Origin of the sequence: Mycolicibacter senuensis (assembly GCF_002101885.1) — a bacterium.
GTDB classification, from domain to species: Bacteria; Actinomycetota; Actinomycetes; order Mycobacteriales; family Mycobacteriaceae; genus Mycobacterium; species Mycobacterium senuense.
Window position 1 is genome coordinate 25582 of the sequence record NZ_LQPS01000013.1, and the last position, 14359, is coordinate 39940.

Genomic DNA, 14359 nt, shown 5'->3' on the forward strand with positions numbered 1-14359 from the left:
AGGTAAGGAGCGTGAGTGAGCGCACCGAATGAGCCGGGGCACCCGGGCAGCGGTCCGGGCAACGGGGAATCCGCGGGCAGCGGGCCGGCCGAGGCCGCGGGTCAGCGGCAGCCGAGTCGGCCCGGCCGGATCACCGAGACCGGGGAGCCGCCGCCGTGGCAGCGCGGGGGGCAGAACCGGCCACCGGCCGCGGCCCGGCCCGCGGAACCGGCCCGGCCGGCCGAGCCGGCCCGATCGGCCGAGCCGAACGCGGCCGGCCACTCCCCCGGCGTAGACGAGCGGCTGCGCCGTTTCGTCTCCGGCACCGCCGCTGGGCCGCAGCCGGCCAAACTGGCCAAACCCGCGAAGCAGACCGCCAAGCCGGTCCAGCCGGCGGCCAAGCCGGTCCCGGCCGGCGTCGCCGAGGACGCCTACGGCAGTGAGCTGCCGGATCTGTCCGAACCGGCTCAGCGTCGGCCCCCGGCCCGGCGCCCGCACGTGTCGGCCGGACCGCGCGGTCCGGTTCGGGCCAGCATGCAGATCCGGCGGATCGACCCGTGGAGCGCGCTCAAGGTGTCGCTGCTGTTGTCCACGGCGCTGTTCTTCGTCTGGATGATCGCCGTCGCGGTGCTCTACGTCATGCTGGGGGCGATGGGCGTGTGGAACAAGCTGAACAGCAACGTGGGCGACCTGTTGACGAACAACAGTGCCGCAGAACTGGTTTCGAGCAGTTCGATCTTCGGCGGCGCCGCGCTGATCGGACTGGTCAACGTGGTCGTGCTGACGGCGATGGCCACCCTGGGTGTGGTGATCTACAACCTGAGCACCGACGTCGTCGGCGGCGTCGAGGTGACGCTGGCCGATCGGGACTGAACGGCATTTTGGCCGGCGGGCATCGGGTGCGGTAATCTCGGCGCTCGGTCGTAGTCGACTACGGGCCTATAGCTCAGGTGGTTAGAGCGCTTCGCTGATAACGAAGAGGTCGGAGGTTCGAGTCCTCCTAGGCCCACGAGTCCCATCCGGGGCCTTAGCTCAGTTGGTAGAGCGCTGCCTTTGCAAGGCAGATGTCAGGAGTTCGAATCTCCTAGGCTCCACAGCGCCGTTTCGACGGCATCCACTCACCCGGTTATCCGGCGGTCCCCGCCGAGCACCCGCACCTACAGCTTGGGGTGCGCGTCCACGCTCGGTGGGCGCGGCGAGGGTTCCTCCGGCCGGCTCGAACGGCTGATCGCAACCGCCACGGCACCGCCGACCAGAAGGGCCGTGCCGACCGCCCCGGCGATAACCCAGGACCGGCGGATCCGCCGTCGCGACGAGCGGCCCTCGAGCACCTCAGGCAGCCCGGCGACCGCCTCCTGGGCGGCCGCCAACTCCCGGGCGGCGGCATCGGCGGCATCGGCCACGTGGTCGGCCAGCCGGCTCTCCCGGTAGCGCCGGCGCAGTTGCACCGCCCCGCGCTGCACCGCGGCCCCGCCGAGCCCGACGGCGCCACGGGCTACATCGACCGGCCCTCCCGCGGTGTGGGCCAGGCCCCGGGTCAGGCGCTCTCGGTGGGTCAGCTGGGTCTCCTTGGACAGGCGCATGATCCAACGCTACCCGTGACGCAGCCCACCCCGCCGGGAATGGCACACTGTGATGCCATGACCACCAGCCCTATCGCCACCGCAACCGCCACGATGCACACCAACCGCGGCGACATCAAGATCGCGCTGTTCGGCAACCACGCCCCCAAGACCGTCGCCAACTTCGTCGGCCTGGCGCAGGGGACCAAGGAGTACTCCACCACCAACGCCTCCGGCGGCTCGTCGGGCCCGTTCTACGACGGCGCGGTGTTCCACCGGGTGATCGACGGCTTCATGATCCAGGGCGGTGACCCGACCGGCACCGGCCGCGGCGGCCCCGGCTACAAGTTCGAGGACGAGTTCCACCCCGAGCTGGTGTTCGACAAGCCCTACCTGCTGGCGATGGCCAACGCCGGCCCCGGCACCAACGGCTCGCAGTTCTTCATCACCGTGGGCCAGACCCCGCACCTGAACCGCAAGCACACCATCTTCGGTGAGGTCGTGGACCCGGACTCACGGGGCGTGGTCGACGCCATCGCCAACACCGCGACCGACCGCGGCGACCGGCCCACCGAGCCGGTTGTCATCGAGTCGGTCACGGTCTCCTAGCGACCGGTGGTTCGAACGCTGTCAGCGGCCGGTGTAGCCGGCCGCTGACAGCACAGCGAACACGTCGCGGGGATCGGTTCCGAGATCCCAGCGGGACAGGATGAGCAGGTCGTCGTCATCGGTCTCGATCTCCAGCAGGTGGTGTGTGCGTCCGATCCGCTGGAAGTCGGTGACGCGGACCCGGGCGAGGCTGCCGGGTGTCAGCAACCGGGTGCGCCACCAGCCGCGCAGGACCAAGCCCTGATCGGTCAGCGCCAGCCGTGGCCGCGACCGCCAGGAGAAACCGGCAAACACCAGCATTCCGATTCCGGCGAGACCCGCCAGCAGCCGCCCGGGCAGATCTGTGGCGAGCGTCACAGCACTGATAGCTAACACCGCTCCGGCAAGCGCGCAACCAGCGATTCCGCGGCTAGGCGGCCCCCACTGGGTTTGCTGGCTGCGGTAGTCAGTCAATGCGACCTGCGGTTTTGAGGTTATCTACAGGGGTTGTCCACAATGGGGATGAATCACATCGTTGTGATTGAGCAACCGCTTGGTTACCCAGCCGGCATCGTCGACGGCATGACATAACCGAAATCCGAGCCCCGACCAGCTCAGCGCCAGCGCATGGTCAGCAGCAGCCCGGTGATCATGAAAGCAAACGCGATCGCGTAGTTCCACGGGCCCAGCTCAGCCATCCAGTTCAGCGCCGCGGGGGTGTCCAGCCCGGTGGCGGCCAACTGATACACCATCAGCCACACCAGCCCGAACAGCATCAACCCCAGAAACAGCGCGACGAACCACACGCTCGACGGCCCGCCTTTGACCTTGACCGGGGTGCGGCTCACCGACGAGGGGGTGAAGCTGGTCTTCTTGCGAACCTTCGACTTGGGCATCGATACCTCGGGACAGTGCGGCGGTGAAGCTGCGAGTATGGGTCGCGTACGAGATTAACCCAGCCGAGCACTCAGCCGAGAATTGGAGAGCCGATGGAGGGCGCGTCCCCGGGCCGCAGGTCCCCCTGGCGGGTCGGCGTCCCGCTGGTGTGTCTGTCGGCCGGGCTGCTGTTGGCCGCCACCCACGGGGTCTCCGGGGGCAAGGAGATCCGCCGCGGTGACGCGCCCCGTCTGGTCGACCTGGTCCGCGCCACCCAGTTCACGGTCGAAGAGCTCACCGCCAAGCGTGACACGCTGGCAGCGGACGTCGGCTCGGTGCACGGGCGCGGCGCCGGTGCGGCGCTGTCGGCGATGCGCAACCGCGCCGATCAACTGGCCGAGGCCGCCGGGTTGGAGGCCGTGCGCGGGCCCGGCCTGGTGGTGACCCTCACCGATGCCCAGCGAGACGCCAACGGCCGGTTCCCCCGCGACGCCTCCCCCGATGACCTGGTGGTCCACCAACAGGACATCTCCGCCGTGCTCAACGCGATGTGGAGCGCCGGCGCCGAAGCCATCCAGATGCAGGATCAGCGGATCACCGCGGAGTCGGCGCCGCGGTGCGTCGGCAACACCCTGCTACTCGGCGGCCGCACCTACAGCCCGCCCTACGTCATGACCGCGATCGGCGACCCCGAAGCGATGCAGGCCGCGCTGGCCGTCGCTCCGCTGGTCACGCTGTACAAGCAGTATGTGATCCGGTTCGGGCTGGGCTACAGCGAGCAGGTCGGCACGGATCTGCAGGTGGTCGAGACGCCGGGGCCCGCCCGCATGCGCTACGCCGTCCCGGCCGGCCCGGTCGACTACTGAGGTCGGAGGCCTGCGACGAGCGCCCGGCGCAGCGGCACGTCGCCATCACCACGGCGGTAGCCTGTGAGCGTGCAGATCCTGGTCGTCGACAATTACGACAGCTTCGTGTTCAACCTGGTGCAGTACCTGGGCCAGTTGGGTGTGCAAGCTGCCGTCTGGCGCAACGACGACGCCCGCTTGGCCGACCCCGCCGCACTGGGCCAGGTGGTGGCCGACTTCGACGGGGTGTTGCTGAGCCCCGGGCCCGGCACCCCGGAGCGCGCCGGAGCGTCGATTCCCGTGGTCGAGGCGTGCGCCGCGGCCCGGGTCCCGGTGCTGGGGGTCTGTCTGGGCCACCAGGCGATCGGGGTCGCGTTCGGCGCCACGGTGGACCGGGCGCCGGAACTGCTGCACGGCAAGACCAGCACCGTCTTCCACACCGACACCGGGGTACTGAAGGGTCTGCCGGATCCGTTCACCGCCACCCGCTACCACTCGTTGACGATCCTCCCCGAGACGCTGCCCGCTGACCTGGAGGTCACCGCGCGCACCCGCGGCGGGGTGATCATGGGCGTGCGGCACACCGACTTGCCCATCCACGGGGTGCAGTTCCACCCGGAGTCCATCCTCACCGAGGGCGGTCACCGGATGCTGGCCAACTGGCTGGACGGCTGTGGCTACCGGTGCGACGAGGCGTTGGTGCGGCGGCTGGAGGAGGAGATCGCCGCCACCGTGCAGACCGCCCGTAGCCCGGCGATCGCAAGCGCGACGTAGTCGGGCGCAGCGGGTCGCCGGCTACTGGCCGAAGCGCAGCGTGATGTTGCCGTCGGTGTTGACGCCCTGTCCGGCCGACGGGCTCTGATAGAGCACCCGGTTGTGGCCGGAGCCGCCGGCGTCGACGTCGGCGCCCTTGATCAGCATCCCGGTCCAGCCCAGCGCCCGTAGCTGCGGTTCAGCATCGGTCCAGAACATCCCGGCCAGATCCGGCATGACGAACTGATTGCCGCGCGACACCTGCAGTTCGATCACGCCGTCGACGGGTGTGGTCTCACCGCTCGGCGGGCTGGTGCCGATCACCTGGCCGGCCGGGCGCGGACTGTCCACCACCACCTCGGTGATCTTGGTGAAGCCGTAGACGGTCAGGTTCTTCTGCGCGAGCTCCACGGTCTGGCCGCTGACGTCCGGAACGGGTTTGGTAGCCGGACCGGAGCCGATCACGATCACGATCTCGTTGGTGATCGCGGTGGTCTGGTTGGCCGGCGGGTTCGTGCCGACGACCTTGTCCTTGAGTTCCGGCGTGGAGGGCGAGTCGACCTGCTTGAACTTGCCGAAACCGGCCGCGGTCAGCTTCTTGACCGCGTCGGCGTAGCTCAGCGAGGCCACGTCGGGCACCTGACGCTGCTCGGGGCCATAAGACACATTGACGGTGATCTTGTCGCCCTTGTTCGCCGGGGCGCCGGCCGGCGGTTCGGTGCTGATCACGTGGTCGGGCGGGACGTCGGAGTCGGCGCGCTGCTCGGTGCGGGTCTTGAAGCCCTTGTTCTGCAGTTCGGCGATCGCGTCGACCGATGCCCGGCCGCTGACGTCGGGCACCTGGATCTGATGGGTGCGGCCCCCGAAGGTGTTGATCGACACCGTGACGATGACCGTCAGCACCGCCAGCACGATCGCCGCGATCAGCCACCGACCCACCGACCCGGGCCGCTCGTGGCCGAAGTCGAGTTCCTGGCGCGGCAGCGGATCGGTGGGAGCCCCGGCGCCGTCGCCCGGCCGGGAGGCCAGCATGGAGGCGCGATCGGCCTCGGTGAGCACCCGGGGAGCTTCGGGCTTCTCCCCGTTGTGCACCCGCACCAGGTCCGCGCGCATCTCGGCGGCCGTCTGGTAGCGATTGTCCGGATTCTTCGCCAGCGCCTTGAGCACCACCGCATCCAGGTCGGCCGGCAGGCCGGGCTGGTGCTGCGACGGCGGTACCGGGTCTTCGCGGACGTGCTGGTAGGCCACCGCCACCGGGGAGTCACCGATGAAAGGTGCGTCGCCGGTGAGGATTTCGTACAGCACGCAGCCCAGTGAGTACACATCCGAGCGGGCGTCGACGGGTTCGCCGCGGGCTTGTTCGGGCGACAGGTACTGGGCAGTGCCGATCACGGCCGCCGTCTGGGTGACGCTGTTGCCGGCATCGGCGATCGCACGGGCGATGCCGAAGTCCATCACCTTCACCGCGTTGTGCTTGTCGATCATGATGTTGGCCGGCTTGACGTCGCGGTGGATGATGCCGTGTTGGTGGCTGAAATTCAGCGCTTGGCACGCATCGGCGATCACCTCGATGGCGCGGATGGGCGGCATCGGGCCGTCGTTCTGCACGATGTCACGCAGCGTCACGCCCTCGACGAGTTCCATCACGATGTAGGGCAGCGGACCGGCCGGGGTGTCGGCTTCCCCGGTGTCGTAGACCGCCACGATCGCCGGGTGATTCAGCGCTGCGGCGTTCTGCGCCTCGCGGCGGAACCGCAGATAAAAACTCGGGTCGCGGGCCAGGTCGGCGCGCAGCACCTTGACGGCCACGTCGCGGTGCAGCCGGGTGTCGACCGCGCGGTGCACTTCCGACATGCCGCCGAAGCCGAGGATCTCACCGAGTTCATAGCGGTCGGAGAGCCGCTGCGGGCTGGTCATTGCGAAGTCCTGTGCCAGGTCCAGCCGGAGGAGTGTGCGGGCGGTCCCTCCGGGTGCGACTCGGGGCTCGACGACTCGACCGGCGCGCCACCGGTATCGGTGACGGTGGCCGGGGCCAGCGAGCCGCCCGGGCTCTTGGCATTGACCACGATCAGCACCGCGATGATGATCGCCAGGGTGCCCAGCACCCCGGCCGCCCACAGCAGTGCGCGCTGCCCGGCGGTGAAGGTGCGCCTCGGCGCCGGCGGGCGGTGGTTACCGGTGCCGGTCCGGGCCCGCCGTGCCGCGGTGGCTCGCGCCGACACCGGCGGGGCGACCCGGGTCGCCGCCGTCGACGGGATCGCCGACGGCGCGGCACGTCCGGGAGGCAGTGATTGGCTCGGCCGCGGCGGTCGCCGGCCGGACCGCACCGATGCGACCGCGTCGGCGAACGGGCCGCCGCTGCGGTAGCGCATACCGGGGTTCTTGGCCAGGGTGATCTCGACGAGCTCCCGCACGTTGGGCGGCAGTTCGGCCGGCAGCGGCGGGGGCGGCTCCTTGATGTGCTTCATCGCCACGGTCAGCGCGCCGTCGCCGGTGAAGGGGCGCCGCCCGGACAGCACCTCGTAGCCGACGACACCCAGCGAATACACGTCGCTGGCCGCGGTGGCGTCCTGCCCCAGGGCCTGTTCCGGCGCGATGTACTGGGCGGTGCCCATCACCATGCCGGTCTGGGTGACCGGCGCGGCGTCGACGGCTTTGGCGATACCGAAGTCGGTGATCTTCACCTGGCCGGTGGGCGTGATCATGATGTTGCCGGGCTTGACGTCGCGGTGTACCAACCCGGCGCTGTGCGCGACCTGCAATGCCCGGCCGGTCTGCTCCAGCATGTCCAGCGCGTGCCGCAGCGACAACCGCCCGGTGCGCTTGAGCACCGAGTTCAGCGGCTCGCCGTTGACCAGCTCCATCACCAAAAACGCGGTGCGGCCTTCACCGTCCAGGTCGGTCTCGCCGTAGTCGTGCACGCTGGCGATGCCGGGATGGTTGAGCATGGCGGTGTTGCGCGCCTCGGCTCTGAACCGTTCGATGAACTCCGGGTCGGAGGAGAACTCGGGTTTGAGCACCTTGACCGCGACGCGTCGGCCCAGCCGGTTGTCCACGGCTTCCCACACCTGGCCCATGCCGCCGGTGGCGATGAGCCGCTGCAACCGGTAGCGCCCGGCCAGCGCCGCCCCGACCGCCGGACTCATGATCGCCCCTGGAGTGCGGCTTCGATGACGGCGCGACCGATCGGCGCGGCCAGCGCCCCGCCGGTAGCCGACAGGGCATCGTCGCCGTCCGCGGTGCCCTCTACGACAACGGCGACGGCCACCTTGGGGGCACTGGCCGGGGCGAAAGCGATGTACCACGCGTGCGGCGGAGTGTTCCGCGGATCGGTACCGTGTTCGGCGGTGCCGGTCTTCGACGCGATCTGTACGCCCGGGATGGCCCCCTCCTGCTGGGTCACTTTCTCGGCGTCGATCATCAGGTCAGTTAGCTTAGCCGCGACCTGCGAAGACACCGCACGGCGTTGTTCGCGCGGTTGCGTTGTCGCGATGCCGGCCAGATCCGGCCCCTCCAACCCTGCGACCAGGTAGGGCTGCATCGTCAACCCGCCGTTGGCGATGGTGGCGGCGATCACCGCGTTCTTCAGCGGCGTCACCGCGACGTCCTTCTGGCCGATGCTGGTCATCCCCAGCGCGGCGGCATCGCGGATCGGGCCGATGGTGGACTCGGCCACCTGCAGCGGGATGGGTTCGGGCGTGACGTCGAGCCCGAACCCCTGCGCGGTGTTCCGCAGGGCGTCGGAGCCGGTGCGGATACCCAATTGGACGAAGGCGGTGTTGCACGACCGGGCGAACGCCACCCGCAGCGAGACGGTCTGCTCGTTGCCTTCGCAGGTGTTGCCGCCGAAGTTCTCCAGCGTGACGGTGCTGTCGGGCAGGGCGATGCGCGCGGCGTTGGTCAGCTGCTCGTTCTCACTGATGCCGGCCTGCAGCGCGGCCGCGGTGGTGATCACCTTGAACGTCGACCCGGGCGGGTAGGTCTCACTGATGGCGCGGTTGGTCAGCGGCGAGTCGGGGTTGTCACGCAGCCGCTGCCAGGCCTGGCCCTGCTGTACCGAATCGTGTGAGGACAACAGGTTGGGGTCATAGGACGGCGTGGACACCAGCGCCAGGATCTTGCCGGTGGACGGCTCCAGCGCCACCACGGCCCCCCGGCAGCCGCCGCCGCAGCCGTTGCGCATCGCCTCCCAGCCGGCCTGTTGCACCCGCGGGCGGATGGTGGTCTCCACGGTGCCGCCCCGGGGGCTGCGGCCGGTGAAGAAGTCGGCCAACCGCAGCCCGAACAACCGCGGGTCCGATCCGTTGAGAACGGTGTCCTCGGCGCGTTCGAGCCCGCTGCTGGAATAACGCAGCGAATAGAACCCGGTGATCGGCGCGTACACCGCCGGATCGGGGTAGATGCGCTGGTATTTGATCCGGCCGTCGGTGGCGACCGAGTAGGCCAGCAGTTGCCCGGAGGCGGTGATCTGGCCCCGCTGGCGGGAGTATTCGTCGAGCAGCACCCGCTGATTACGCGGGTCGGCGCGCAGCCCGTCGGCGGCGAAGACCTGGGTCAAGGTGGCGTTGCCCAACAGCAGCACTATCAGCGCCATCAGGGTCATCGTGACGCGGCGCAGCGAGGTGTTCATACGCGCTCGATCACCGCCGTGCCGGTATCGCCGATCGGGGTGGTGCGCTGCGGCTGGGTGCTCAGCGGGCGACGCGCGGCGTGCGAGACGCGCAGCAGGATCGCCAGCAATACATAGTTGGCCAGCAACGACGACCCGCCGTAGGACAGCCACGGCGTGGTCAGCCCCGTCAGCGGAATCAGTTTGGTCACTCCCCCGACCACGATGAACAGCTGGATGCCCAGGGTGGCGGCCAGGCCGGCCGCCAGCAGCTTGCCGAAGCTGTCGCGGACCGCGATCGCCGTCCGCATGCCGCGCACGATCACGATCGTGTACAGGATCAGCACACCGGCGAGCCCGACCAGACCCAGTTCCTCCCCGAACGCGGCGATGATGAAGTCCGTGGACGCCGCGGGCACGTAGCCGGGCTGACCGTTGCCCAGCCCGGTGCCGAAGATGCCGCCGGTGGCGAAGCTGAACAACGACTGCACCATCTGATAGCCGGCGCCTTCGGGGTCGGCGAACGGGTCCAGCCAGGTCTGTACCCGCACCCGGACATGGCTGAAAAGGAAGTACGCCGCGACGCTGCCGACAGCGAACAGCAGCATCCCGATCACCATCCAGCTGAACCGCCGGGTGGCCAGGTACACCACCACCAGAAATGACGCGTACAACAGCAGCGAGGTGCCGAGGTCCTTCTCGAAGGCCATCACGGCCACCGAGATCACCCAGGCGGCCAGCAGCGGCGCCAGGTCACGTGGCCGCGGCAGGTTCATCCCCAGGACGTGTTTGCCGGCGCTGGTGAACAGCCGGCGCTTGGAGACCAGCACCGCGGCGAAGAAGATCAGCAACAAGATCTTGGAGAACTCCGCCGGCTGAATCGAGAAGCCGGGCAAGCGGATCCAGATCTTGGCGCCTTGGCGCTCCGACAGTGAGGCCGGCAACAGGCCGGGGATCACCAGCAGCACCAGGCCGACCAGGCCGCAGAGGTAGCCGTTGCCGGCGAGCTGGCGGTGATCCTTGAGCACCTCGAGCACCAGGGCGAAGACGATGACGCCGACCAGCGTCCACAGCATCTGGGAGCCGGCGCCCGGGCGGCCGTCAGCGGCGTCGGCGCCGACGCCGAGATCGATGCGGTGGATCATCACCAGTCCGAGCCCGTTGAGCAGGGCCACCACCGGCAGCAGCAGCGGATCGGCGTAGCGCGCCGATCGCCGAATGACCAGGTGCGCGAAGCTGAACAGCACCAGAAACGCCGTCCCGTAGCCGACCAGATCCCAGCGCAGCCCCTGTTCGTGCCCCGCCTCGACGATCAGCATCGCCACCGCGACGATGATGGTCGCGAAGCACAGCAGCAGGAACTCGGCGTTGCGTCGATCCGGCAGCGCCGGGGTCAGCGTCACCGCCGGCTGCGGCTCTGTGCTCACCGCATCGTCGCCGGGGCGGCTCATGAGGCCGCCCGGCAGTCGGTCCCCGGTTCTGGCGGGGCCGGCGGCAGGTTGGTCAACGTGGGCAGGTGCGGCACCCCGGAGGTCGGCGTGCGTTGAGCGGGGCCGGGCCGCGGACCGGTCGGGGCCGGGCCGGGATCCGGTGCGCGCGACGGCGCCGAACCACTGTCGCCGGTCTTCCCGGTGGTGGTCCGGGTCGGGCACGGCGGCAGCAGTGAGTCACGGGCCAGGTTGCGCAACTGGGTGATCGCGTCGTCGAGGGTGCCGGCCGGCAGCCCGTTGCTGACCTGCTGGCGCGCTGGTGGGCGCAGGTCCTGCAACGTCATCAGCCGGCAGGACAGCTTGTCACCGGATTGGCTGAAGCTGATCTGCACCAGGTCGCCGCGGCTGTCGAGGCAACCCAACAAGTAGGGCTCCTGCAACGGCAGACCGAGAATCGAACCCTGCACACCGCGCATGATCGCCACGGTGTTGCCGTAGGCGGTGACGTAGTAGTTGGTGCGGACGATCCCCCGCCCGATCATCAGGGCGGCGGCCAGCAGGATCAGCAGCAACATCGCGATGACGAATTTGCGGCGCCGGGAGCGCGGCGGCCGCGACAGGGTTTCGATCCGCGGCAGCACCCGCTTGGCGACGGTCTTGCGCGGGGAGATCGCCGACGCCCGCCCGGCGGCGGTGTTGAGGGCGGTCAGGTGATCGTCGTCGCTGTCGGAGACCGCCCCGGCCAGAATCGGCTGGGTCTGGCCGTAGTCGACGTCGACGACGTCGGCCACCACCACGGTCACGTTGTCGGGCCCCCCGCCGCGCAGCGCCAACTCGATCAGCCGCAGCGCGCTCTCGTTGACGTCGGGGATCTCCAGCGCCTCGTGGATGGTCTCGGTGCTCACCGGGTCGCTCAATCCGTCCGAGCACAGCAGGTAGCGGTCGCCGGCCTGCGCCTCGCGCATGATCAGCGTCGGCTCCACCTCGTGGCCGGTCAACGCCCGCATGATCAGGGAACGCTGTGGATGGCTGTGCGCCTCCTCCAAGGTGATGCGGCCCTCGTCGACCAGGGTCTGCACGAAGGTGTCGTCCTTGGTGATCTGAGTGAGTTCGCCGTCGCGCAGCAGATACCCGCGCGAGTCGCCGATGTGGGCCAGCCCCAGCCGGGGGGCAGCGAACAGCACCGCGGTCAAGGTGGTGCCCATGCCCTCGAGCTCCGGATGGTCCTCGACGTAAGCCGCGATCGCCGAGTTACCTTCCTGCACCGCCGATTCCAGTTTCGCCAGCAGGTCGCCGCCCGGCTCGTCGTCGTCGAGGTGGGCCAGCGCGGCGATAACGAGCTGGGAGGCCACCTCGCCGGCCGCGTGCCCGCCCATGCCATCGGCCAGCGCCAGCAGCCGGGCACCGGCGTAGACGGAGTCCTCGTTGTTGGAGCGCACCAGGCCGCGGTCACTGCGGGCGGCGTACCGCAGAACCAGGCTCACCGGCGGAGCTCGATCGCGGTCTTGCCGATTCGTATCGGCGTCCCGACGGGAACCCGTACTGCTGTGGTGACCTTCACCCTGTCAAGGTAGGTGCCGTTGGTCGAGCCGAGGTCTTCGACATACCATTCCGACCCCCGTTGAGACAGTCGGGCGTGCCGGGTGGAGGCGTAATCGTCGTTGATCACCAGGGTGGAGTCGTCGGCCCGGCCGACCAGAACCGGCTGGTCGCTCAGTGTGATCCGGGCCCCGGTGAGGGGCCCCTCGGTCACCACCAGGTGGCGTGCGCCGGCGCGTTGCTGCCGCGACGGCAGCAGCACGCCGCGGATCGACAGGCCGCGACGAACCATCACCGCACCGGTCGGTGCGTAGATGTCGGTCCGCAATATCCGCAGCACCGACCAGATGAACAGCCACAGCAACGTCAAAAAACCGGCTCGCGTCAGCTGCAGCACCAGTCCCTGCATCCGGCGTCCTCTCCGTCCTTGCGCCGTCCATGTCGTGCTCCCCACCGCGGAGCACTTCGGCAAAGTCACGATACTTGGACGTGAGTGACCGTAGGGCAAAGCGGCAGGGCTTTGCTGTTCCGGCCGGTTCGGCGTGGCCCCCGGTCGCCCCCTAGTGGACCCGGACGATGATCTCGGAGTGACCGAGCCGGACCACGTCGCCGTCGGCCAGCTGCCACTCCTGGACCGGAGCGTTGTTCACCGTGGTGCCGTTGGTGGAGTTCAGGTCCGACAGCAGAGCCACCCGGCCGTCCCAGCGAATCTCCAGATGACGGCGCGACACCCCGGTGTCGGGAAGCCGGAACTGGGCGTCTTGGCCGCGGCCCACCACGTTGGTGCCCTCGTGCAGCTGGTAGGTCCGGCCGCTGCCGTCGTCGAGATGCAGCGTGACCGAGGCCGGAGCCGAGTAGGCGCGCTGGCCGTAGCCGCCGCCCGGAGCGTCGTAACCACCCGCGGGTTGCTGACCGTAGTCGTAGCCGCCCTGCGCGTCGCCGTAGCCGCCGGGAGCCTGCTGACCGTAGTCCGGACCGTAGTCATAGCCGCTCGGGGCGCCCTGGGACTCGCCGTAGCGGTAGTCGGGCTGGCCGTACTCCTGGCGACCGTAGGACGGTGAACCCTGGTCGGGGTAGCCGGGGCCGCCCTGGTCGGGGTAGGAGGGCCGTTGCTCGGGCTGCGCCTCGGGGTAGCCCCCCGGCTGGGAGTAGTCGTCGTGGCGGACCGGGGGACGCTCATAGTCGCCGTAACCGGGCTGTCCTCCCCCGCCCGGGTAGCCCGGCGCCGGCGGCTGCTGGTGCTGCGGATAGCCCGGCTCGTAGCCCGCGGGGGCGCCGTAGCCACTCGGCGGCCGCTGCTCGTAAGACGGGGGGTAGCCGCCCTGGCCGCCCGGGTAGCCGCCCTGCTCCGGGTAGCCGCCCTGTTCCGGGTAGCCGCCCTGTTCCGGGTAGCCGCCCTGCTCGGGGTAGCCGCCGTGCTCGGGGTAGCCGCCCTGCTCGGGCCGGCGGGGCGGGGCATAGCCGCCCGGGCCGCCGGGACCCTGGTCGGGGTAGCCGCCACCGCGCTGGTCCGGCTGGTACGGCTCCGGCTCCGGGGCATACTGACCGCGGGGCTCTTGACCGCCGCGGGCGTCGTCGGCCGGCCGGCCGTAGCGCGGGTCGTAGTAGTCGTCGCCGGGACGGTCCTGCTGCCCGTGGGCGCCGCGGTAGCTCGGGTTATCGGTCATCGGTGGCACTCCTGATTCTGCGAAAAACGCATGATCTGATTGTGGCGGGCGGGATTCACTGACCGTGTGGCTGGGTCGGGCATCCGGATTGACAGCGCCCCGCGCGCGGACCTGGCCGGTACGCATACTCGGTGACTGCTCGAACCGGACAACCACATCACCATACGTTTGCCACCCCTGTTCGCCGATATATCCCGCCAAATGCCGGGCGAAGGCCTTCGACGTCCAATCCTGGTCGGCGCCCACATTCTCGTAGTCGTCCATACCGAGGGTAATGACGTATTCGTTGGGTGCCAAAAGCTGATTCCCGGCCAATGCCCGCACCCCCGCGGCGGCCTCGCGGCGCAACGCCGCCTCAACCTCCTCGGGTACGACTTCCCCGCCGAAGACCCTGGCCATCGCATCCTCCACGGCGGATTCGAGCCTGCGCTCGATGCGCTGAACCAGCCCGCGCTGGTTGTCCATCCGCTGCCCGCCTCACTCGCCGCCGTCATTCGTCGCAAACCCGTGG

General features: G+C 69.6%; 14 protein-coding genes and 2 tRNA genes. 6 read left to right on the forward strand and 10 right to left on the reverse strand.

The annotated features are described in order from the left end of the window. Positions 1–15 precede the first annotated feature (15 nt). From AWC24_RS01835 to AWC24_RS01845, 3 genes are all read left to right on the forward strand, one after another. Positions 16–852 (forward strand): DUF3566 domain-containing protein, encoded by an 837-nt coding sequence (locus AWC24_RS01835; RefSeq protein WP_085081805.1) that lies wholly within the window; start codon positions 16–18, stop codon positions 850–852. Positions 853–914: 62 nt separating this feature from the next. Continuing rightward, positions 915–988: transfer RNA gene (locus AWC24_RS01840), tRNA-Ile, on the forward strand. Between the two features lie 12 nt (positions 989–1000). After that, positions 1001–1073: transfer RNA gene (locus tag AWC24_RS01845), tRNA-Ala, on the forward strand. 63 nt (positions 1074–1136) lie between these two features. Here the strand turns inward: AWC24_RS01845 and cwsA are convergent. Next, on the reverse strand, positions 1137–1562 hold the full coding sequence (cwsA, locus tag AWC24_RS01850) for a cell wall synthesis protein CwsA (protein ID WP_085081806.1): 426 nt from the start codon (positions 1560–1562) through the stop codon (positions 1137–1139). A gap of 39 nt (positions 1563–1601) precedes the next feature. Between cwsA and AWC24_RS01855 the strand changes: the two genes are divergently transcribed. Continuing rightward, positions 1602–2150, forward strand: coding sequence for a peptidylprolyl isomerase (locus AWC24_RS01855; RefSeq protein WP_085081807.1), 549 nt, complete (start codon positions 1602–1604; stop codon positions 2148–2150). A gap of 21 nt (positions 2151–2171) precedes the next feature. Here AWC24_RS01855 and AWC24_RS01860 read toward each other — a convergent pair whose 3' ends face one another. Together AWC24_RS01860 and crgA are read right to left on the reverse strand one after the other, a co-directional pair. Further along, on the reverse strand, positions 2172–2507 hold the full coding sequence (locus AWC24_RS01860) for a PH domain-containing protein (RefSeq protein ID WP_234807218.1): 336 nt from the start codon (positions 2505–2507) through the stop codon (positions 2172–2174). 236 nt (positions 2508–2743) lie between these two features. After that, the gene (gene crgA / locus AWC24_RS01865; RefSeq protein ID WP_013826956.1) at positions 2744–3025 is read right to left on the reverse strand and encodes a cell division protein CrgA; all 282 of its coding nucleotides are present in this window, start codon (positions 3023–3025) and stop codon (positions 2744–2746) included. A gap of 93 nt (positions 3026–3118) precedes the next feature. Here crgA and AWC24_RS01870 point away from each other — a divergent pair, with 93 nt between their 5' ends. Further along, positions 3119–3871: a DUF881 domain-containing protein gene (locus AWC24_RS01870; protein ID WP_085081809.1), complete on the forward strand. Its 753-nt coding sequence runs from the start codon at positions 3119–3121 to the stop codon at positions 3869–3871. 69 nt (positions 3872–3940) lie between these two features. Next, positions 3941–4624, forward strand: a complete 684-nt coding sequence (locus tag AWC24_RS01875; protein WP_085081838.1) for an aminodeoxychorismate/anthranilate synthase component II — start codon at positions 3941–3943, stop codon at positions 4622–4624. Between the two features lie 21 nt (positions 4625–4645). Here AWC24_RS01875 and pknB read toward each other — a convergent pair whose 3' ends face one another. From pknB to AWC24_RS01910, 7 genes are all read right to left on the reverse strand, one after another. Further along, on the reverse strand, positions 4646–6520 hold the full coding sequence (gene pknB, locus AWC24_RS01880) for a Stk1 family PASTA domain-containing Ser/Thr kinase (protein ID WP_085081810.1): 1875 nt from the start codon (positions 6518–6520) through the stop codon (positions 4646–4648). Next, the gene (locus AWC24_RS01885) at positions 6517–7749 is read right to left on the reverse strand and encodes a protein kinase domain-containing protein (protein ID WP_085081811.1); all 1233 of its coding nucleotides are present in this window, start codon (positions 7747–7749) and stop codon (positions 6517–6519) included. Before AWC24_RS01885 ends, pknB begins: the two co-directional genes overlap by 4 nt. Continuing rightward, positions 7746–9233: a D,D-transpeptidase PbpA gene (pbpA, locus tag AWC24_RS01890; protein WP_085081812.1), complete on the reverse strand. Its 1488-nt coding sequence runs from the start codon at positions 9231–9233 to the stop codon at positions 7746–7748. Before pbpA ends, AWC24_RS01885 begins: the two co-directional genes overlap by 4 nt. Continuing rightward, a complete protein-coding gene (gene rodA / locus AWC24_RS01895) occupies positions 9230–10639 on the reverse strand; it encodes a peptidoglycan glycosyltransferase RodA (protein ID WP_085081839.1) in 1410 nt (469 codons plus the stop codon). The genes pbpA and rodA overlap by 4 nt, the downstream gene beginning before the upstream one ends. 20 nt (positions 10640–10659) lie before the next feature. Then, positions 10660–12126: a PP2C family protein-serine/threonine phosphatase gene (locus tag AWC24_RS01900; RefSeq protein ID WP_085081813.1), complete on the reverse strand. Its 1467-nt coding sequence runs from the start codon at positions 12124–12126 to the stop codon at positions 10660–10662. Beyond that, on the reverse strand, positions 12123–12590 hold the full coding sequence (locus AWC24_RS01905; RefSeq protein WP_085081814.1) for an FHA domain-containing protein FhaB/FipA: 468 nt from the start codon (positions 12588–12590) through the stop codon (positions 12123–12125). The genes AWC24_RS01900 and AWC24_RS01905 overlap by 4 nt, the downstream gene beginning before the upstream one ends. A gap of 151 nt (positions 12591–12741) precedes the next feature. Further along, on the reverse strand, positions 12742–14313 hold the full coding sequence (locus AWC24_RS01910) for an FhaA domain-containing protein (RefSeq protein WP_085081815.1): 1572 nt from the start codon (positions 14311–14313) through the stop codon (positions 12742–12744). Positions 14314–14359: the final 46 nt, after the last annotated feature.